This is a genomic window from Okeania sp. KiyG1 (assembly GCF_014132355.1).
Lineage (GTDB): Bacteria > Cyanobacteriota > Cyanobacteriia > Cyanobacteriales > Microcoleaceae > Okeania.
On the sequence record NZ_BLZO01000171.1, the window covers coordinates 76,653 to 99,098 of the forward strand.

Genomic DNA, 22,446 nt, shown 5'->3' on the forward strand with positions numbered 1-22,446 from the left:
TTTATAGATTTTCCCTCTTCCTTCTTACCTCTTCCCTCTTCCTTCTTACCTCTTCCTTCTTGCCTCTTCCTTCTTCCTTCTTGCCTCTTCCTTCTTCCTTCTTACATAACAAATGTGGCATCTTAAAAAATATAGTTGGCACTTTACTTTATCTCTATTTACTTTTTTAATTCTCGGTGTATTTATTACTAGAGGATACACTTTTCCAGTAGGAAATCATTACACCCATGTTCCTCAAATTAAATCAATGTTGAATCCTGAACTCTATATTAATGATTACTATGTTCAGGAAATGTTGCAGTTTACCCCCAGATATTACTATCAACATTTAGTTTATTTTATCAGTAAATTTATTGGTAGTATTTCCCTCACATATTTGATTTATTATTTAATTTCATTGATTGGTTTTATCTGGGGTTTATCTGCTATTAGTAAAATTTTTACCACCTCAAAATTATCTACGGCAGTTTTAATTTTTCTGAGTTTAAAAGCCTACACTTTAGTTGGATATTTAGAATTTTTTCCTAATACTCCCATACCTGCAACATTTGCGATGAGCCTAACAGTTTGGGGGATTTATTTCTGTTTTCGGCAAAAATGGATAATTGGTTATTCATTTTTTGGTATTGCTTCAATCTTACAGTTTTTAGTTGGTATTTTGCCAGGAATAATGATGATACCAATTATGTTTATTGAGGCGGTCAAAAATCGGCGGCTTAAACAAGTAATTTTGCCGTTAATTATTTTATTTGGGTTGGCAAGTTTAGTTTATCTGCCAATGGTATTAACTGGTACGACTAGCACTGATAAATTGAGTAATGAAGAATTTGTTTTCATCTACGGTTGGGTAAGAAATCCTCATCATATTATTCCTGCTTATTGGAATTCGAAAATTAGGCTGGATTTTATTTGTTTTATTTTAGGTGGATGTTTGTGTATTCATAAAGTTGATATTGTTCAATCAGAAGATTTTTTGCAGAAGTCGGGAAAAGTCAAGATAGAAGAGATAACAGGAAGGAAAAAAGATTTAATTTTTACTAATGTAAGATTTCTTGAGAATGAGAAATGGAAATTTTACCTAATTATTGCAGAGTCAATTTTTGCTTTGTTTTTGGGTTATATTTTTGTGGAAGTTTATCCACTAGCTTTATTTGCTAAGTTGCAGTTAGCGCGAACTGTTCCTTTTGCTCAATTGATGATATTTATTGCTGTGGGTATTTTGAGCGATCGCTTATATAAACAGGGTAATTTAGGAGTTGGTTTACTATTGATAATATCTCTAATTTTGCCTGTGCCTTATCAAGGAATTTGCTTTTTTATTTTATCGGTGGGATTGTTTTTTTTGGAGAAATGGAGTTACAAATTAGTAGTCTGGTTAATAGTTTTAGCTGGATTAATATTTTACTTATGGCAGTCGCCGACAGATTCAAATTTTAATCATTTATTGGCAAAACTTAGTTTATTTTTGGTGTTAATATTTCCGTTTCTTTTGGATGAGGTTGATTTAGGGGTCACTCGTCAATATTTAATTACTTATAGTTTGGCTGGAGTCACAACTTTAGTATTTGTTTTAGGATTATTTGAGCCATTGCCAGGAAAATTTTTAGAGGTATTTCAACAACAGGTAAAATTCAACAGAGTTCCTCAAGATGAAGTGACGAAATTAGCTTTAAGATTTAGGCAAATTAGCGATAAAGACGACATAATTTTAATTCCTCCATTTGTCTCAAATTTTCAGTTTTTTTCTGAGAGGGCAGTTATTGTAGACTTTAAACATTTTCCTCAAACAGATAGCGGAATTAGAGAGTGGAAAAATCGAATGGAAGACGTTTTTGGCGTTCCTTTAAATGATAAATTAGCCGTGGGAGCGATGGAAATTTTGTTTCCACAACAGACGGGAAAAGAATTAGTTAATGTAGCGAAAAAATATGGAGCTGAATATATTTTGACTAGGGTTGAATGGCATGGAGATATTGAAGGGAATATTGTATCTAGAGAAGGAGAATGGGTAATTTTTCAAATAAATTCTGATGAGTAGAGGATTGATTTATCAACCCTAATGGTTTTGTTGCATAAAAGTATATAGCTGCCGTACTTGTTCCACATATGTACTTCATAATGTGCGGAAACTGCTGTAACTATTGGACAATAGATAAATAGAACAGGACTTACGCAAAGGCACTATTTATAGAGTCCAAGTACTATTGGACAATAGTTTTAAGCGCTATATATAGCGTATCTGCGTAAGTCCTATAGAACATCAATGTTTGAGGAGAAAAAGCCTGAAACTTTTACCTGTAAAAGCTTTGAGGTTTAATCAGCAGAGTAATAACTATTGGACAATAGTTAAATAGAATATGAATCATCAAAAAACACAGCGATCGCTATCTCAGCAGAGTAATAACTATTGGACAATAGTTAAATAGAATATGAATCATCAAAAAACACAGCGATCGCTATCTCAGCAGAGTAATAACTATTGGACAATAGTTAAATAGAATATGAATCATCAAAAAACACAGCGATCGCTATCTCAGCAGAGCAATAACTATTGGACAATAGTTAAATAGAATATGAATCATCAAAAACACAGCGATCGCTATCTCAGCAGAGCAATAACTATTGGACAATAGTTAAATAGAATATGAATCATCAAAAAACACAGCGATCGCTATCTCAGCAGAGCAATAACTATTGGACAATAGTTAAATAGAATATGAATCATCAAAAAACACAGCGATCGCTATCTCAGCAGAGTAATAACTATTGGACAATAGTTAAATAGAATATGAATCATCAAAAACACAGCGATCGCTATCTCAGCAGAGCAATAACTATTGGACAATAGTTAAATAGAATATGAATCATCAAAAACACAGCGATCGCTATCTCAGCAGAGCAATAACTATTGGACAATAGTTAAATAGAATATGAATCATCAAAAACACAGCGATCGCTATCTCAGCAGAGCAATAACTATTGGACAATAGTTAAATAGAATATGAATCATCAAAAAACACAGCGATCGCTATCTCAGCAGAGTAATAACTATTGGACAATAGATAAATAGAATATCAATCATCGCTAAACACAGCGATCGCTATCTCAGCAGAGCAATAACTATTGGACAATAGTTAAATAGAATATGAATCATCAAAAAACACAGCGATCGCTATCTCAGCAGAGCAATAACTATTGGACAATAGTTAAATAGAATATGAATCATCAAAAAACACAGCGATATAGCTGTCGTTCTACCCAACCTACATTTTTATAATTCTTCCTACTCCCTACTCCCTATTCATTATGTCAAATCTCACAGTTAAAGACTTAGAAATATTGCAAGATAATCTTAATCAAGCAGGCTTAGATTATCAACTAGAATTAGACGAAGGAAAAATATTAGTTATGGGTCCATCAGATATTGTTTCTAGTGAAGTAGGCGTTCGCTTAACAGTTTCTCTTTCTAACTGGGTTTATCCACGTCGTCTTGGACGTTTGTTTGATTCTAGTGCTGGTTTTATTATTTCAGATTCTAATTTAAAAGTACCTGACGTTTCCTTTGTTCGTGCCCAACGTCTGAAAAAAAGCGTTCGTTATTTTGGGGAATTGGTGCCAGACTTAGTAGTAGAAATTAAATCTCAAAGCGATAGAATCAAACTTCTAAAACAGAAAATAAAGAAATATTTAGAACTGGGGATACAAGTAGGAATATTCATAGACCCCGACGAAGAAATAGTTATAGTTTATCGTTCCAATGGTGAATAAATTGAGTTAAGAAATGGAGATAAGTTGACTATTCCTGAACTATTTGGTGAGTGGGAATTGCCTATTTTTGAACTTTGGCAACCTGTGTTTGATGAGGAAGAGTTAAGATAAATTTACTCCTAGAAAAACTCCAAATATTTGTAGCCAAAATTTTTAATACTGGTATTATCACGGTATGAAAAGCAACTCACAGCCATTGTTAAATAAGGGTTTAAAGAATATTCACTCTGGAAATAAGAACAATAACAGCAACGATGATAATAACAAGAAGTAATAAAGGCATAACAACAAGTAATAAAGGGACTTTGACTTGTTTTGTAGACAATAAAATAAATTCTCTAAAGAATAATTTAACCAATTTTCTAGACCATAAAGAAAGGACTTCAATTGGTTTTATCAACCATGAAAAATCTCCTACTATTGCTAACAAGATAAAGACAGCGGAAAAGCCAATAATTAAATGAGGTATTATATCAATAATTTGCGGTATAAGAAGTCTTTTACTTTGTATTCCATTGACATTTGAAGAAGGCACTTCACTTTGAAATTTATTGCTATTTGGAGAAAGTATTTTATTTTTTATCTGGGCGATGCTTTGAGAAACCTCTTCATCTGAAAAATTTCTGACAATTTTGCATGAATAATCTTCATAAACAGAGCATTTAAATTGCTCACAGTTAGGGCTTTGTGTAAAAATATTCAGTCTAATATTAAAGTCTTTAGGTATATCGCGCTTAACTGCTTCGCAAAAATCTATATTTTCCTCGCAATTATCTTTGTCTCCATCTGTAAAAAAGATAATATTGTTTGAGAGACTAAAATTGAAAGGATTTCGTAAATCTACACCAATAGCACTTTCAGCCTTCTTCAGCCCTTCAACTAATGCTGTGACTCCACTATCATTAGCATCTATTTTTTCTAGGCTATTAGATAACTCATTCTGATTGTTAAGCCGAGGAATTACATGAGTTATAGCATTACATTTACTTTGACCTCTTTTATACTCTCCTCCAACTTCAATTAATCCTGTCTTAATCTTTGTTGCAACTCGCTTTCCAGAAATGTTTTGTGTTGGAGTTGGAACTACATTAGATCCTAGGTTTTTATCTTGAAATTCTTTAGATAGCTGTCGTTTTACGTCATTTATAGGATACTCATCTTCGTTAAGTCGAGGCTGACATTGCTCTGTGATTTTATTATAAGATTCACACTTTCCCATACTTCCTGAATTATCTACTATATACATTATGTAATGAGAAGAATTTAGAAGAGATACCAAAAAAAGGATACCAAAAGCAATTAAAAGTCCCAAAAAATATATCCACAAAGGATGATATAACTTTCGGATCTTTTTTATACGAAATATGTTGAGTAAATTGTGTCTGACACCTGCAGCACTTTGTATAATAGGATCAGCTATATAAGTCGCAATTAAACTTAATAAAACAGAGTTCAATGCTCCAAAAATTTCCAGTAAAAATTTTTGAGTAGAATTATCTGTTGGAATCAAAACTGATAATAAACAGAAAAATATAACAGTTACTATAAATACAGCTAGTGGTAGTAGGATATTCTTAGGCATAAATTTAATTATATAGCTAATTAGCAATAGAATATTCTTCAGATGAAAGTGCCAGTTTTTCGGTCACTCAAGCTAGAAAAGTTAACATTTTGAGTAGATAAGGGCGGAAAAATCAAGGGACAGCTCTTACTCCTATCTTCTCTATAATTTTCCACTACGCATCACCCCCTATTCTTTTGTCTGAGGCATAAAAGCAGTGGATAGAAAATTTATTGGGTGGTAATTGATATTTGTTAGGTTTGGTTTCCTCAACTCTACCTACAAATAATAATATTTACTGTAGACATCTCCAATAATAAAAATCAAATTATATTATGTCCGGATAATTAGTGATAAAAAAAACTTTCTCTTTCTTCTTTCTTCCCTCGTGACTCCTGACTCCTGACTCCTGACTTCTCAAGTGTTTAAATTATTTATTCAAGCACTTTATGTACTTTAATTGGGAGCTGAATGATAAATTCTGTCCCTTCTTTTAGCTGTGAAGTGCATTTCAAAATACCAGAATGTTTCTCCACTATGATTTGGTAACTAATAGAAAGACCAAGACCTGTTCCTTTACCTACTGGTTTAGTGGTGAAAAAGGGATCGAAAACTCGATTAATTGTATTTTCTGTCATTCCTGGACCATTATCTTTAATAGATATGACAGCATATTTGAGATTAGCTGTGGATAGATGTTGATTTTTATTTGAATTATTTACTGCTTCTGTAGACTCAGAATTAACCTGGGTAGTAATTTTAATTTGTCTTGGTTTTTGTTGACCTTCGAGGGCATCAATTGCATTATTAAAAATATTCAGAAATACTTGATTTAGTTGCCCTGGATAACACTCTAATTTAGGTAATTTACCATAGTCTTTAATAACTTCAATTCCAGAATCTTTTCCGTTTGATTTAATCCGGTGATCTAAAATTAATAAGGTGCTATCAATACCTTCATGGATATCTACTATTTTTTTGTCTGATTCATCTAGACGGGAAAAATTTCTCAAAGATAAGACAATTTGACGGATACGTTCAGTTCCCATTTCCATTGAAGATAGAATTTTTGGTAAGTCTTCCATTAAAAATTCTAAGTCTATATCTTCAGCTTTATCTTCAATTTCTGGTATAGGATCTGGATAATATTTTTGATAAATGTTTAATAATTCCAGAATACTATTGATATAATTTTCAACATAGGTAAGATTGCCATAAATAAAATTCACAGGATTATTAATTTCATGAGCTAAACCTGCCACCATTTGACCTAGAGATGACATTTTTTCTTGCTGAATTAACTGAGCTTCTTTTTGCTGTAAATTCTGTAAAGCTTCACTGAGATAGTGAGCTTGGGTTTGAGCAGCCAAAGCAGCAGCACGGGTTTGAGCATAAAGTTCGGCTTGGTCAATGGCGATCGCTAGTTGGTCTACTACTGCTTGCAATAATTCTACTTCACTATCTTTCCAAGGTCGAGGACTACTATATTGGTTACAAATAACTCCCCCTTGTTGACCAGAAATAGTTTGTAATGGGAGCAATAATGTAGATTTTACTGTCAATTTTTGCAGATATGTCTGTACTGGTTCAAGATGAGGTTGATTAATTGTTTCAATATTATCAAATCTTATAATCTCACGATTACGAATTTTATCAGATAAAATTTTTACCTGTTCTGTGGGATAATCTGGGATATGAACTGATATTTCTGGGTTAGAATCTTCATGGGTGACGGCAATGCCAGTCATTTGATTGGGTAAACACCAAATGAATAAACATTGGTCAATTTGTAAAAGATTTCTAATTTCTGTAACTGCTGTTTCCAATATTTTGTCAAGGTCGAGGGAATCTCTGATTTGGCTAGCAAGGCGAAATAGTAAAGCTTCTCGGTTGTTTAATAGTTGTTCTTGCGTCCTAACTTTATCGATAGTTGTAGCGATCGCATTAGCTATCCAATTGAGTACATCTCTAGCTGACTCGGCAAGAACTTGACTGCTCCATATACATATAACCCCAACAACTCGATTATCTGAAGTCAATAGGGTAAAGTCATTTGTGAGGGTTTGTTGTTCGTTGTCAGGCTTAATTTTTGAATTTAGGGTGTCAGAATTTAAGAGATTTTTGGGAGTCAGTAGTCTTTTTCTATATTCGATTTCTAATTCTAAGTTTTTAGCAGATAATGCTTGTAGCTCTAGTTGACTGGTTTGAGCGTTAAGAGTCCATATACCTGAACAAATCACATTTAGTTCTGTCACGATCGCTTGGGTACAACGTTGCAGGATATCGCTCAGAGAACCACCTTCTCCCACAGCTACTCCTACTTCAGCTTCTAGAGCTGATAAATGCGATCTTTCTATTAAAGCTGCTTCTATACGTTTACGCTCTGTGATGTCTCGTGAAACTGCAACTAATTCTATAACTTTACCTGTTTGTGGGTCGTTAATTTTTTGGCAAGTAGTTTCAAACCAGATATAATGCCCTTTTTTGTGCCGTAGTCGATGAGTGAAGGTATTGCTTTCTAGATGTTTGAGGTTGTTTAGTTCATATAATTTTTTGTCTTCTGGGTGGAATAACTCATCGTAAAGACAGCGCCCCACTAACTCTTTTGGTTCATATCCCAGGAGATAACGACTGGCAGGAGAAGCGAACAAAAATATACCTTCTATTGTTTGTCTAGAAATGAGGTCAGTAGAATGATTAGTTAAGAGTCGATAACGTGCTTCACTTTCTCGGAGTGCTTCTTCCGCTTGTTTCTTTTTAGTGATATCTGTTTGGATACCAATAAAGTTTGTCAGACGACCATCGTTGTCTCTGACTGGAGATATTGCTAATTCGTTCCAGAAGGGAGTACCATCTTTGCGGTAATTTTTTAAGACAACTAAGCAGTTGGTTTCTAACTTCATTGCTTGGCGAATTTGAGATAGTGCTGTCGGATCTGTGTCAGCGCCTTGTAAAAATCTACAATTTTTTCCTAATGCTTCTTGACGAGAGTAGCCTGTAATTCTTTCAAAGGTAGAGTTACAGTAAATAATAGGGTTATCAGACTGAGTATTATCAGAAATTACTATGCCATTATTACTGGCTGCGATCGCTCTTTCTAGCAAATGTAGTGTTTTTTTATCTTGATTTTCGTCAGCTATTTCTTGTAATTTAATTAATTTTCCACTAAATTCATACAGTTTATGTTGTAATTTTACTTGGGTACTAATATGAATACTTAGTTTTTCTAATAATTTTTGACATTTATTTGTTATCGTTCTGGATACATAGTCCATTACTGACAAAATACCAACTTGTTTGCCATTAATATTAATCGGAATTCCGGCATAAAATCTAATTTTAGTTTCTGATATTACTAAGCTATGATTTGCTGTCCTTTCATCAGCTAGTGTATTAGATATAATTAGTAGTTTTGTTTCTGTATCCGGAAAAGTACTTAGAATAGCTTTCACAAAGTCTAGGTAGTCATTTTTTTTCTGATGAATACCTATTTGAGATTTTAACCAAATATAGTTAGAATCCATAAAGCTAATGAATGCAATTGGAGCCTCAGCGATGTTTGCTGCTAACTCTACTGTTTCTTCAAAGGAAGTTTCAAGAGCTAATAAATGGTATAGTGATTTTACTTCCATTTTATTGACCTTATTTGTTTGATTTTTTATTCTTATGACCCATAATTTGGTAACTACCTGTTACTTTCTCTATGATATTATTTGAAATATATTAACAACTTTAAAAAGCATCAAATTACATTTATTTATTATATTTATAGCATAAACAAACAGTTTTTGACTAAAAATTATCTAATCATTGATTTGGCGTTGTACAATTACTACCTAGTAACAAGCTACAATTGTCACTCAGCTATTAGCAAACAATACCTTTTTTGAGTGGGGTCATTTCAGTTATCAGTTATCAGTTATCAGTTAGCCTCCTATGGTCAGAGCTGCGTTAACAGTACCTCTGCAATAAGGAGGCTTGAAATACGGAATATGCTCTTTTTTTATTCCCTTAAAATGGGAGGCGCATACCCAGAATTTTTCGGTAAAGCTTGGGTTTAAATTTATTTTCAAGCTATAATCTACTAATTATTATTTGTAGAAAATTATGAGAAAATACTGAGCTTTGTTTACTAATAATTTAGTAATAAACACTATTTGAAATTAAATATATTACCGAATAATTAAGGTTTAAAGCATCTCCTTTAAAGGAGAAACAAGCGGTCGTTAGCGGAGCTTCCCGTAGGGTGGGATGGCTAGGTCTCCTCGCCATATCCAATCGACCAAGAGAGAAAAAAAATCCTTTGAGTCAATCCTATTCTTTTCAAGGAGAAGCAATAATTAATTATTAATAATTAATTATTAATTGTTGAACTCATCTATTTCTAAAACAAAACTAAATGTAAGTAATAATATATCTGGAACTGAAAGTATGAAAAAAACAATTTTAGCAGTAGATGATAGTACTGTTATGCATCAGATTTTTAAACAAGCTTTGAGTCAAGAATATCGGGTATTAGTAACTGATAATGCTATAGATGCTTTGTCAATGATTTACCATGAACAAGTGACAGTTCTTTTGCTAGATATTTTAATGCCTGGTATAGATGGTTTAGAACTTTGTCGGACAATACGCAGTATTCCTCAATTTCAAGATCTACCAATTATTATGTTGACAGCAAGAGGTAGTTCTTTTGATAAAGTTCAAGGACATTTAGCTGGTGCTACAGAATATTTGACTAAACCTTTTGATGCAGAAAAGTTACATCAGGTAATTCAACAATTAATAATTAATAATTAGGGTTTGCTGAAAAAGTCTTATGGGTGAGGGTAGGAGACAACCCACCCTAACCCCTCCCAGGAGGAAGACAGGAGACAGGAGACAGGATAAATGGGAATGAGCGAGGAAGTAGGAGTAAGAATTTTCCCTTGATTTTTCTGCCCTACTCTGGCCTAAAATACGCTCCTTTTTGAGCGTTTTAGACGTGATACCAGGTACTTTTTAAAGGCCCTAAAAAGGCACTTACCTTTATCTGTAAAGACTTTTAGATTTAATCAGCAAGCCCTAATTAATAATTACCTATAATTGAAAAGAAGAGGATTAACGCGGAGCGTGAAAATTTTTTCTTCTCTTGGTCGAGATGAGCGTAGTTATGACAACTGGAGAATTTTTTTATGTTCAATAAAACGGATTTGATATTATGCCAAGCGTGAAAAAAATAATGTTTAACTTAGGTGACACTTCAATTATTAAGTAATTAACACAGACTGAATAACTTTTTTGATAATTAGCACCCCAGTTATTGTTAATTATTCTTCTGTTTATTTCTACTCCCAGATCGGGTGTTTCCTCACAACTAAAATTTTATTGTCAAGCGCCAAAAGACGTAGTGCTATAGTATTAGAATTTTTATCTTTTCTTTTGCGGGTTTAATGCCCCACTGTCAACGGGGGTGTCTTCTGCCTTCTTCAATTAACTAATATGATTTAGTAGCACAGGGGTAATATCATTAATTGATAAAATATATTGAGCAGCTCCAAGATCGATAGCTTCTTTAGGCATACCAAATATGACAGAAGTTGCCTCATTTTGAGCAATTGTTAAACCACCTGCTTTAGCGATCGCCACCATTCCATCTGCTCCATCTCTACCCATTCCTGTCAATAAAATACCTGCTGAAGAAGAGCCATAAAAATTAGCAACTGAATTAAAAGTGACAGTAATTGAAGGGCGATGTCCTCCAAGGAATGGAGTTTTTGAACAGACAAATTTACCCATATTATTTAATTCTAAATGATGTTCTTCTAATGGAAAATATACTACTCCTGCCTGTGGTAATTCTCCATAACTAGCAATTTTCACTGGTAGTTTACATTCATGGGCCAACCAATTTATTAACCCAGTTAAAAATCCCTTACTAATATGTTGAACACAAATTATAGGCACAGATAAATTAGAAGGTAAATTCTGAAGAATAGTCTTTAAAGCTTGAGGACCACCTGTAGAGGCTCCAATAGCTACAACTTTAATTGTTTTTGCAGCTCGACAATATTGAGATATAGTTTTTTTAGCAGAAACAATAGGAATATTTACTAGCTTATCCTTTCTATTTTGTACAAATATTTTTGGCTGATTTTCCTGCTTTACCCTATTTATATTCCGACGGTAATGAGTAAAAACTTTAACTCCAGAAAGAATTTTAATTTTATTAATTAATTCCTGCTGAGTTATTTCATAATCAGAAGTTAATCCAGTTTCTGGTTTGGGCAACACATCAACTGCTCCTGCCTCTAAAAGTTGAAAAACATTCTGAGTATCATATTTTTGCACTGAATTACTAATAACTAAAATTGGTCGTGGGTATCTCTGCATTACCTCTCTAGTAAATTCTAATCCATTCATAAATGCCATGTGTAAATCTGTACAAATGACATCTGGCTGAACTTTAGGAATCAATTTTAATGCTTCTAAACCATTTTTAGCTGTGCCTACAACTTCAATTTCTCGAGAGACAGAAATAATTCTTTTTAGAAGGATTAAAGCTACAGGAGAATCATCAACAATTAAGATTTTTATGACTTTTTTTTTATTTGTCATTTCTAGCATAATTATTTATGGTACTTTGATTTTATATAGCAATTAGTGTAGGATTTGTCAAAAATCTATGCATTAGATAAAAAGTCTGAAACTCTTACTTCTGTTGTCCGTTAAGCTGTTCCTTAATTACCAGATATTTTCTGCGTAACCACGCTGAGGAGTGCAATATCAGGATACCGAAAAATTCAGGTATAAAGCCTCTCCATTCATGGAGAAAAAAGGAAAAAATCCTTTGATCCAATCCTCTTATTTATAAGAATAGGTAATTCTAAATTCTTAATTATTGAAATTTTTTCCATAGGCTAGATAACTTTTTAGTCTTACAGAAGTTATGCTTTTTTAGTTTTCTAACACTATATATAACAATCTTATTTGAGTTGTGATATATTGTAGATTTTTAGGGAACAGGGAAAGGAAATAGGAAGCAATCAAATTCTCAGGGTGCATCTCAGTTTTGAAGAAAGCCAAAAATTTATCGCTTTTAGGGAATAGGGAATAGGAAAAAAGTATTTTTGTAAATATGAGATGCACCGAATTCTCACACCTGATTCCTGATTGCTATATATATCTGACAATATAATTATATATGGTGTTTATATATAATTCCTACCTAAATTCTGTGCTGCTTGAGGATGGTTTTGAATATATTCGAGTATACTGCTGATCGTACCTTGGTCATTTCAGTTAGCCTCCTAGTGTCGGAGCTGCGCTATCAGTTAGCCTCCTCCGGAGGAACTGCGTTAACAGTTATCAGTACCTCTGCAATAAGGAGGCTTGAAATATGGAATATTCTGTTTTTTTTATCCCCTTAAAACGGGAGGCTTTAGACCAAAATTTATCGGTAAAAAACACCCTTTTATTTTATTATAGTATAATTATTAGAAAATATTTCCCTAACTTGCTTAGTACATTAGTTATACTACTGAATTTATCAAGTAGTTTCAGAGGAAAAAAGACAGAATAGATAAATGAATATTAGACAAGTTTTACCTGTAGGAGTTCTCATAATTATTGGTACATTTGGAATTACTAATATTTTTTCCCAAAGTAGCATTCGTACTTTAGAAGAATCTGCGGGATGGGTTGCTCATACCTATCAAGTTAAAGGTTTATTAAAAGGATTAGAAAAAACTTTAGTTGATGCAGAAACAGGACAACGGGGATTTATTTACTCTGGCCAAGAAAACTTCCTCGAACCATATAATTTAGCTCAAAAAACAATTGATGATGATTTGGAGGAACTTAAAACTCAAATATCTGATAATCCTGAGCAAATAGAAAGATTGGCTAAAGTTACAGATTTAATAGAATCTAAAATATCAGAGTTAAAAGAAACTATAAAATTAAAAAGAGCTGGTGAAGAAGAAAGATTAAGAGAGTTAGTGCTATCTGGTCTAGGTAAACAGATAATGGAAGAATTTCGGCAAAAAATTGATGAGATGATGGTAGTAGAAGATGAACTCCTGAACGAAAGAAAAACACAAGCAAAAAAGGATTATCAGTTAGCAATAACTGTTTTGTGGAGTAGTTTGATAATAGTTATGATAGTGGGTGTATTTATTATATTTGTGATTAACAAAATTGCCATTCAACCTATTAATGCTGTGGCTAATTTGATTGCAACTTCTGCTAATGAAATTGCTGCTACAGTCGAACAACAGGAACGCACCGCTTCTGTACAAGCTAATTCTGTTAATATTACCACTACAACAATGGATGAGTTAGATGCATCTTCTCGTCAGTCTACCGAACAAGCAAATGCAGCTAATAATACTGCCCAGTTAGCTTTAGAAGCTGCAGAAAAAGGAAATCATGCTGTCAGAGAAACATTTGATGCTATGAATAATTTAAAAGTAAAAGTCGAGGCGATCGCTCATCAAATTTTCAGATTAAGCGAGCAAACTAATCAAATTGGCCAAATTTCTCAGATGGTGGGAGACTTAGCAAATCAAACAAATATATTAGCTTTAAATGCGAGGGTAGAAGCAGCGCGTGGGGGAGAGAATATTCAAGGTTTTTCCATTGTCGCTGCTGAAATTAAGAAATTGGCAGCACAGAGTCAACAATCTGCTGCAAAAATTAGAATTTTAGTGAAGGAAATTCAAGACTCAATTCATTTAACAGTTTTGGTAACTGAAGAAGGAACTAAAACCGTAGAGTTGGGGATAGAAATAACAAAAATAACAACTGAAGCTTTTGCCAGAATAACTGAGTCAGTGAACAATGTAGTTATTAATAATCAACAAATTTCTTTGAATATTCAACAACAAGCTAATGCTATTAAACCAGTGGTAGAAGCGATGGATAGTATTAATCAAGGAGCAAAGGAAACAGCCTTGGGAATTAGTCAAACACGCACAGGTACAGAGAATTTAAAGAAAGCAGCAGAGCAATTGAAAACTATAGTATAGTTAATAATGAATAATGAATAATTAATAATTAATAATGGATGAGTTTAATTCTTTAATTGTTTATTGTTAATTGTTGAAAAGCAGTTTAATAATGAATGAATTTAATTCTTTAATTGTTCATTTTTGAAAAAGAGCTTAATAATCTATGCCGATGATAACTGATAACTGATAACTGATAACTGAAAAAGGGGGATTGACAAAAAAATTTGACATGGTACTATAAGCATAATGGAAAAGGTGCGCTCATATATACTCAAATAAATTTGGCCTAAAAAAACTATTTTCCTGCTAGGCACTATGAGAGCATTGACTTAATCAGAGAATAACGATATAATACGCTCTTAAGCATACTTTTATACAGTCTGCACTCACCCGCAAATGAAATCCATTAGAACAAAGCTGAAACTTAATAATAAACAGAAAACTCTGATGGCTCAACACGCTGGCTATTCACGCTGGTGTTATAACTGGGGTTTAAGTCTTTGGAATCAAGCATACACTGATGGGTATAAACCAAACACCCGTAAGCTAAGAGAGGTTTTTACCAATCACACAAAACCACTTTATCCTTGGATGAAAAACTTGTCATCTAAAGTTTATCAATATGCTTTTATTAACTTGGGTGAAGCATTTAAAAGGTTCTTCCAAGGATTGGGTAAACGCCCAAGGTTTAAGAAGAAAGGTAAGTTTGATTCATTCACAATTGATAATTGTGGAAAACCCATAGAATTAAATGGGTGGAATCATAAACTACCTTTTATTGGTATCGTGAAAACTTATGAACCAATTGAAGCAACAACTCAAAAAATAACTATCAGCAGACAAGCTGGTGATTGGTACTTAAGTTTGAGCCATGAATTTAGTGCAACTCCCACACCAAAAACTACTGATGTAGTAGGTGTAGACTTAGGTGTGAAAACCTTAGCTACACTAAGTGATGGAAAAGTATTTGAAAGTGTGAGAGCGTATCAGAAATTTGAAGCCAAGTTGTCAAGAGAGCAATATCTAAATCGTCATAAACAGGTGGGCTCTGCTAATTGGAGAAAAGCACAACTTAAGATAGCTAGGTTGCATAGAAAAGTAGCAAACATCCGTCAAGACGCACTTCATAAACTGACAGCATACTTAGCCAAAGTGCGACTCGTTCCTGTTAGGAGCCTCTAGAAACTAGAGGGGTATGAACAGGGTTCAAAGAGCAATTAAGCTCAATGAATAACTGAGTCACGGATGTGGGTGAAAGTCCCACCTGCCAAGGGAAGGCAGACTCCCGACCTGGCCACACCGAGCTAGACCTTTCCACTAGCAGAGTGAAGCTGGCAACAGGCCCCAACCAGAGCGTATAGTGGTAGGCACACTGGGGGTAATGGGGAGACGGCATGGGTACCGGGGCGGAATGTCCTGAAAAAGCGCCTCAAAGTACGGCAAGAACCACCTCTTATCTCTTGACCGCACACGAGGAAATCCCGCGTAATATTTTGGCATTAGACGCATCCCTGGGAATCGTGTAGGCGAATTGGACAGCCCTAAACCGTCAAAATAATCTGTAACTCGGAACGAGGAAAAACGGCAAGTGAGTCTGACTAAAATAGGTTATTTAGTTAGTAGGAGGGAAGCTCGGAATTCTCACTTGACGGGTAGGATGGGGGAACAGAATTGCCCCCGGCAGTCGAGAAACGGTAGTTGGATAGGTGATGATGCTTAGACACCTAGAGTGAAGCTCGCTGAAACTATGCGTACAGGGCAGAAGCTTTTAACCTGTAATTGCCTTGCTCGTTAGTCGAATGCAAAGCGACCCGGAAGCAGAAGCTCCAAGGCGGTAGGATTAGACACTCCTTGAAAACAATAGTGGAAGATTAGGAATCACTGGACTCTGACCAAGTTTAGTCTTAATCAAAGGATTTTGTATCTCACATGATACGTTGCCATAGACTGCTAGGAGCCTTGTGCGGTGAAAGTCGCACGCAGGGTTTTGAAGTAGAGGTGCGGGCGGTAATACGCCACATCGACTATAACAACCACGGCAGTATTGCCATAGAAGATTTAAACGTCAGAGGAATGTTAGCTAACCATAAGCTAGCTAAATCAATAACCGACCAAGGATTTTACGAGTTTAGGCGACAGCTTAAATATAAATGCAAATGGTACGGAAGTGAATTAGTAGTAGTAGATAGATTTTTTCCATCGTCAAAGACTTGCTCAAACTGCGGTCATGTTCAAGATATGCCGTTAAATCTAAGAACTTATGACTGCCCTGATTGTGGCATATCTATAGACCGGGATTTAAACGCAAGTATAAATTTAAGAAATGCGGTCGGCTCGGTCGTAAATGCCTGTGGATGAGTAACCGCCAACGGCCTCAGTGGAAGCAGGAAGTAAACATCAAATTGTCACGTTATGTGACGCTTTGTATCAGTTTTATAGAGCAGGAAGTCTGATAACTGAATAACTGAAATTATGCAGTCTGGAAGAATCCTGAAACAACGTTACGAAATTATTAAAAAAATCGGAAGTGGAAATTTCGGGGATACCTACTTGGCTCAAGATTTACACTTACCGGGAAACCCAAAATGTGTAGTCAAACATCTCAAACCTAAAGTTCCAGACCCAGGAGTTTTGCCTGTCGCTCAAAAGTTGTTTGAGAGAGAAGCAGAGACTTGATACAAATTAGGGCAAGACTCAGACCAAATACCAAAATTATTTGCCCATTTCCAGGAAGGAACGGAATTTTACTTAGTACAGGAATATATAGAAGGACAAGATATAAGTAAAGAACTGACGCCGGGGAAAAAATTAAGCGAGTCTTACACTATTGCTTTACTCAAAGGAATATTAGAAGCATTAGCAGTAGCTCATCAAAATAATATAATTCACCGAGATATTAAGCCACAAAATTTGATGCGTCGGAAGTCAGATAGCAAAATAGTATTGATAGATTTTGGGGCAGTAAAAGAAATAAGTGTATTAACTACAAGTCAACAACCAGGTACAACAACTTTAACTATTGCAGTCGGAACTCCTGGATATATGCCAAGTGAGCAAAGTAATGGTAAACCAAAACTTAGTAGCGATATCTATGCAGTAGGAATGGTAGGAATAAAAGCACTGACTGGTAAAAACCCAGGAAATTTACCGACAGATCCAAAGACAGAAAATATTATCTGGCGCAATGAAGCGCAAGTGAGCGATCGTCTGGCAAATATATTAGATAGGATGGTACATGAATATTTTCCACAACGTTATGAAAATGCTACGGAAGTATTAGAAGCGTTAGGTTTTATCACTCCACCAACACCAAAACCTACACCAGCACCTACCCCTCCACCAAAATCACAAGTTCCCACTCAGATACTTACTACCGTGGCAGTCAACAGTAGGGGTAAAATAATTAATCGCTCACCGACACAAACTCCTATCCCTCCAGCACAACCCAAATTTCCTATTCAGACATTTACTACTGTCACAGTTGATAGGAAAGGAGAAATAATAAGTCGCCGTCAAGGTCAAGCAGAAGTAGTGACAGAAAACCTCGATAATGGAGTCACCCTGGAAATGGTAAAAATTCCCGGTGCTAGATTTCTCATGGGGTCTCCAGAGACAGAAGCAGGGAGAAGAGATAGTGAAGGTCCGCAACATTATGTGGATGTGCCAGAATTTTTCATGGGAAAGTATCCAGTCACTCAAGCGCAGTGGAAAGCAGTTATGGGAAAAAAGAATTTTTGGCAAGTGATTACGGGAAATAATCCTTCTAGGTTTAAAGGTGCAAACCGCCCTGTAGAAAATGTAAGTTGGTACGACGCGACAAAATTTTGTCAGAAACTCTCAGAAATAACGGGTAAAAAATATAGTTTACCTAGTGAGAGTCAGTGGGAATATGCTTGTCGAGCAGGAACAACAACACCTTTTTATTTTGGCGAAACTATAACGTCTGAGTTAGTTAACTATAATGGCAACTTTCCTTATGCTGATGCACCGAAAGGAGAATATCGTCAAGAAACAACAGATGTGGGAATTTTTCCTCCTAATGCTTTTGGTTTGTATGATATGCACGGTAATGTCTGGGAATGGTGTCAGGATGTTTGGCATGAGAACTATAATGGTGCGCCTACTGATGGAAGTGCTTGGGAAACTGGTGGAGATAGTCATAGAAGAGTGCTCCGTGGCGGTTGCTGGTACTTCATTTCTCGGGATTGCCGTTGCGCCTGGCGTTACTACAATTTTGCGGACTTCCACTACTACGTTGTGGGTTTTCGTGTCGTCTCGTCTGTCCCTTGTTCCTAGAATCCTTTCCCTTTGTTCTTTTCTTCTTTTACCTCTTTCCTACATTCATCCGTATATCCGTGCCCGAATCTGTGTGTGCTGTTCTCTCTGTCCCACATCCATCCGTATATCCGTGCCATAATCCGTGTGAGCGGAGAAGTCAGGGCAAGACAAAGATTTTGCCACGGATGCACGGATGATAGAATCTGCTTATTCGATCGCGATAACTATTTAACCGGACATGATATCGGAAGAATAGTCTCTTAACTTTTCTGCCTTGTGTTACCTCAAAATGCTCACTTTTTCAGCTCGCTTCAACGGAAAAGCTGATACTTTTTCAAGAATTAAAATTGCTCAAACCATCAGAATGTCAAAGTATTGACATTGAATCAGCAAACCCTAACTATTGTCCAATAGATCAATCAAACATCAATAATCGTGAAACACAGCGATATAGCTAATACTTTTTCCAGAATTAAAATTGCTCAAACCAATATCAGTCGATGCTTTGAGAATTAATCAGCAAACTCTAACTATTGTCCAATAGATCAATCAAACATCAATAATCGTGAAACACAGCGATATAGCTAATACTTTTTCCAGAATTAAAATTGCTCAAACCAATATCAGTCGATGCTTTGAGAATTAATCAGCAAACTCTAACTATTGTCCAATAGATCAATCAAACATCAATAATCGTGAAACACAGCGATATAGCTGATAATTTTTCCAGAATTAAAATTGCTCAAACCAATATAAGTCGATACTTTGAGATGGAATCAGCACACCTTAACTATTGGACTGACACAGCTAAAACTGTGCAGAGCGATTATTGGTGCGGGGGCGGGTTTACCAGGTCCTGGGTAAAACCATTAACTTAACGCGGAACCCGCCCCTACCCGATGCACCATTTTAGGCGTGTCACGCCACTATTGTCCAATAGATAAATCAAACATCCATAATCGCCAAACACAGCGATATAGCTGATATTTCCAGAATTCAAATTGCTCAAACCATTAGAATGTAAATGCTTTGACATTGAATCAGCACACCTTAACTATTGGACTGACACAGCTAAAACTGTGCAGAGCGATTATTGGTGCGGGGGCGGGTTTACCAGGTCCTGGGTAAAACCATTAACTTAACGCGGAACCCGCCCCTACCCGATGCACCATTTTAGGCGTGTCACGCCACTATTGTCCAATAGATAAATCAAACATCAATCTATTTTTTTATTACGATCGCTCAATTAAAATCATATTAATAAAAATGTTGGGTAGGGATAATTCTTCCTCTTACCTCTTCTATAATTCCTAATTTATCCTGACTCCTGACTCCTGACTCCTGACTCCTACCCTATTTAAACTAATCTTTTTAAAGTTTCTAAAAGAACTTCTTGATTAAAACTATCTTTAGTAATATAAGCACTAGCGCCTACTTCTGCACCTTTTTGTTTATCTTCATGGGATGCTAAGGATGTTACTAAAATAATAGGCAATTCAGCGTAATTTTGGTTTTCTCTAATTTTAGTAGTTAAAGTCAAGCCATCCATATTAGGCATTTGAATATCAGAAATTACAGCATCAAAAGAGCGAATTTTTAGTTTATTAAGAGCATCTATTCCATCAACTGCAGTAATAACTTCATAACCTGCATTTTCGAGAATTCTTTTTTCTTGGGTTCGTGTAGCAATTGAATCTTCTACTAATAAGATGAGAGATTTTTTATTAACTTTTTCAACTTTTAATTGCTGAACAAATTTTGAACTAAAAATAGATGTCGATAATTTCTTGGCTGATTTCATTAAATCTTGAGGATTTAAAATCATACAGACATCACCAGTACCAAGAATAGTTGCACCAGACACATTTATTACCCGTTTCAATAATTTACTTTGGGGTTTAAGCATAACATTTTGTACATCTATTAAATCATCAACAAAAAGTCCTAATTTCTCATTTCCGATTTGTATAATAATACAATTATTCTCCTGGATTTCATTTATTTCATCCCGTTCAATAGCTGAAAAATTTAGTAAATCTGACAGTGGAAAAACTGAAACAGGCTCATTATCAAAAATAATAGTATCTCTACCTTCAATAGTAAAAATAGATTCTATAGATACCAATAAAGTTGTTTTAACGCATTCAATAGGCAAAGCATAATAAATATTTGCAACAGCTACTATTAATACATTAATCGTGGCGATAGAAGTACTGAGTATCACTCTGATTAAACATCCTTTTCCTAGTTGAGATTCTATGTGAATATTTCCTTTAAGTTCTTCTACATTTGCTTTGACTACATCTAAACCAATGCCTCTACCTGAAATTTCAGTAACAAATTTTTTTGTAGAAAATCCAGGGGTGAAAATCATGGATTGAATTTCTGTTTGTGTCATTGAGGCTAATTCAGTTTGACTACAAATTTTTTGCTTTACCGCTGTTTGTTTGATTTTTTCAATATCTAACCCGCGCCCATCATCTATAACTTCAATTATTACCTGACTAGCAGTATTTTCTGCTCTTAATTTAATTGTAGCAACAGAATTTTTTCCTGATTTTTTGCGTTCTGTAGGTGTTTCAATGCCATGATCTATTGCATTACGAATTAGATGAATTAAAGGGTCTTTCATCTGTTCAATAATTCGCTTATCTGCTTTACTTTCACCGCCTTCAATTATTAGTTTTACTTCTTTACCTTCTTGTCTTGCTAAATCTCTAACAACGCGAGGAAAAATATTAAAAATAGTAGATAAAGGCAGCATTCGCAGGGTACGAACTCCAGTTCCTATGTTACGGCTAATTAAATCAAGTTTAGCAATATCTTCATGAATAGAATTTCTCAAATTATTAATTAGCAGTCCTAAATTTTCTAATCGTTCTTCTGTTTGCAGATAATAGTTTTGAAATTGCTGAGTAGAATTATTAATAGTAGTATGATCGTTAACATTTAGACCGGAGACAAGAAAGCAATTTTTGAGGATGTCTCTACTCCATTCTTCCCATAAATTTGTAATTTTTTCTATTTCTGCTAGTCGGTGAAAAAGTCTAATTTGAGTTACATTAAGTTCTCCAGTTTGTGTCATTAAAAAATCTAGATTACGGGTAGATACACGAACTGTTTCAATATGATAAGAGCTGGAAATATCTGGAGTTTCACTGGTTAAAGTATTTTCATCTGGCTCGGTTTTGGTGAAACTAGATTCATTAATTTTAGCTACTTCTTCTGGCTGTTGAGTATTGGGTGAGGAAGTATTTTTGGCAACTTTTTGCTCTTTGACAGAAGTACTAATAGCAATAGTTTTTTCAGATTTTAAATGTATTTTATCTTGGTCTTGTAATGATGTCTTGATATTATTTGCTCCCATCAAAATAGCTAGTACATGAACAGTATTTATGCCTGATGGTTCTCCTGTAACTGCCTCTTGTACAAGTTTATAAATGGCATCTAATCCTAGTGAAAGGCGATCGCTAGTTTCTGGAGATATAATTTGCTTGCCCCGCGTAATTTCTCCTAATAAATGTTCCAACTGATGAGCAAGTTGAGATACATCTTTAATTCCTAACATTGCAGCATCACCTTTTAAGCTGTGAATTTCTCGTAATAGCTCTTCTAATTTTGTTAAGTCGTGTGGATATTTTTCTAAATATAAAAATCCTTCATCAAGTTTTTGGAGATGTTCTTCACTAGCAGTTTTAAATACTTCCCGAAGTTCAGTATCTTCAATCATAAATTACACCAATTTGATAAATGTTTACTACAAATAACTAGAGTATTTCTTAGGAGTCAGGAGTCAGGAGTCAGGAGTCAGAATGAATAGTTTTAATACCATTTATTAGGCCATAATTT

At 34.8% G+C, this 22,446-nt stretch carries 11 protein-coding genes and 2 pseudogenes; 8 read left to right on the plus strand and 5 right to left on the minus strand.

The genetic code is table 11. The features are described from left to right. The first annotated feature begins 112 nt into the window (after nucleotides 1-112). Both SAGCYANO_RS37735 and SAGCYANO_RS37740 read left to right on the plus strand, forming a co-directional pair. Entirely contained in the window at nucleotides 113-2,038 is a 1,926-nt protein-coding gene (locus SAGCYANO_RS37735; RefSeq protein WP_202224714.1) for a DUF6798 domain-containing protein, read from the plus strand. A gap of 1,268 nt (nucleotides 2,039-3,306) precedes the next feature. Beyond that, a pseudogene (locus SAGCYANO_RS37740) lies at nucleotides 3,307-3,879 on the plus strand (Uma2 family endonuclease). Between the two features lie 100 nt (nucleotides 3,880-3,979). Here SAGCYANO_RS37740 and SAGCYANO_RS37745 read toward each other — a convergent pair. Together SAGCYANO_RS37745 and SAGCYANO_RS37750 are read right to left on the minus strand one after the other, a co-directional pair. After that, nucleotides 3,980-5,377, minus strand: coding sequence for a hypothetical protein (locus SAGCYANO_RS37745; protein WP_237397073.1), 1,398 nt, complete (start codon nucleotides 5,375-5,377; stop codon nucleotides 3,980-3,982). 386 nt (nucleotides 5,378-5,763) lie between these two features. Further along, nucleotides 5,764-8,961, minus strand: coding sequence for a PAS domain S-box protein (locus SAGCYANO_RS37750; protein WP_202224716.1), 3,198 nt, complete (start codon nucleotides 8,959-8,961; stop codon nucleotides 5,764-5,766). Between the two features lie 799 nt (nucleotides 8,962-9,760). On the opposite strand from SAGCYANO_RS37750, the gene SAGCYANO_RS37755 reads away from it, so the two are divergent. Further along, complete coding sequence (locus SAGCYANO_RS37755; protein WP_202224717.1) at nucleotides 9,761-10,129, plus strand: response regulator; 369 nt, start codon at nucleotides 9,761-9,763, stop codon at nucleotides 10,127-10,129. A 672-nt stretch (nucleotides 10,130-10,801) separates the two neighbouring features. Here SAGCYANO_RS37755 and cheB read toward each other — a convergent pair. Further along, nucleotides 10,802-11,926, minus strand: a complete 1,125-nt coding sequence (gene cheB, locus SAGCYANO_RS37760; protein ID WP_202224718.1) for a chemotaxis-specific protein-glutamate methyltransferase CheB — start codon at nucleotides 11,924-11,926, stop codon at nucleotides 10,802-10,804. Nucleotides 11,927-12,894: 968 nt separating this feature from the next. Between cheB and SAGCYANO_RS37765 the strand changes: the two genes are divergently transcribed. The 5 genes and pseudogenes from SAGCYANO_RS37765 (at nucleotide 12,895) to SAGCYANO_RS37780 (ending at nucleotide 18,615) form a co-directional block, all read left to right on the plus strand. Beyond that, nucleotides 12,895-14,337 carry a CHASE3 domain-containing protein gene (locus tag SAGCYANO_RS37765; RefSeq protein WP_202224719.1) on the plus strand — a complete coding sequence of 481 codons (1,443 nt, stop codon included), beginning with the start codon at nucleotides 12,895-12,897 and terminating at the stop codon, nucleotides 14,335-14,337. Nucleotides 14,338-14,715: 378 nt separating this feature from the next. Next, entirely contained in the window at nucleotides 14,716-15,501 is a 786-nt protein-coding gene (locus SAGCYANO_RS37770) for an RNA-guided endonuclease TnpB family protein (protein ID WP_202224720.1), read from the plus strand. 406 nt (nucleotides 15,502-15,907) lie between these two features. Further along, nucleotides 15,908-16,039: a hypothetical protein gene (locus SAGCYANO_RS48550; RefSeq protein ID WP_255502463.1), complete on the plus strand. Its 132-nt coding sequence runs from the start codon at nucleotides 15,908-15,910 to the stop codon at nucleotides 16,037-16,039. 209 nt (nucleotides 16,040-16,248) lie between these two features. Continuing rightward, nucleotides 16,249-16,677, plus strand: coding sequence for an RNA-guided endonuclease TnpB family protein (locus SAGCYANO_RS37775; protein WP_255502861.1), 429 nt, complete (start codon nucleotides 16,249-16,251; stop codon nucleotides 16,675-16,677). 114 nt (nucleotides 16,678-16,791) lie between these two features. After that, nucleotides 16,792-18,615: pseudogene (locus SAGCYANO_RS37780) on the plus strand (SUMF1/EgtB/PvdO family nonheme iron enzyme). A gap of 874 nt (nucleotides 18,616-19,489) precedes the next feature. On the opposite strand, the gene SAGCYANO_RS37785 reads toward SAGCYANO_RS37780, so the two are convergent. Beyond that, nucleotides 19,490-19,633 (minus strand): hypothetical protein, encoded by a 144-nt coding sequence (locus SAGCYANO_RS37785; RefSeq protein ID WP_202224721.1) that lies wholly within the window; start codon nucleotides 19,631-19,633, stop codon nucleotides 19,490-19,492. 321 nt (nucleotides 19,634-19,954) lie between these two features. Next, complete coding sequence (locus tag SAGCYANO_RS37790) at nucleotides 19,955-22,327, minus strand: hybrid sensor histidine kinase/response regulator (RefSeq protein ID WP_202224722.1); 2,373 nt, start codon at nucleotides 22,325-22,327, stop codon at nucleotides 19,955-19,957. Nucleotides 22,328-22,446: the final 119 nt, after the last annotated feature.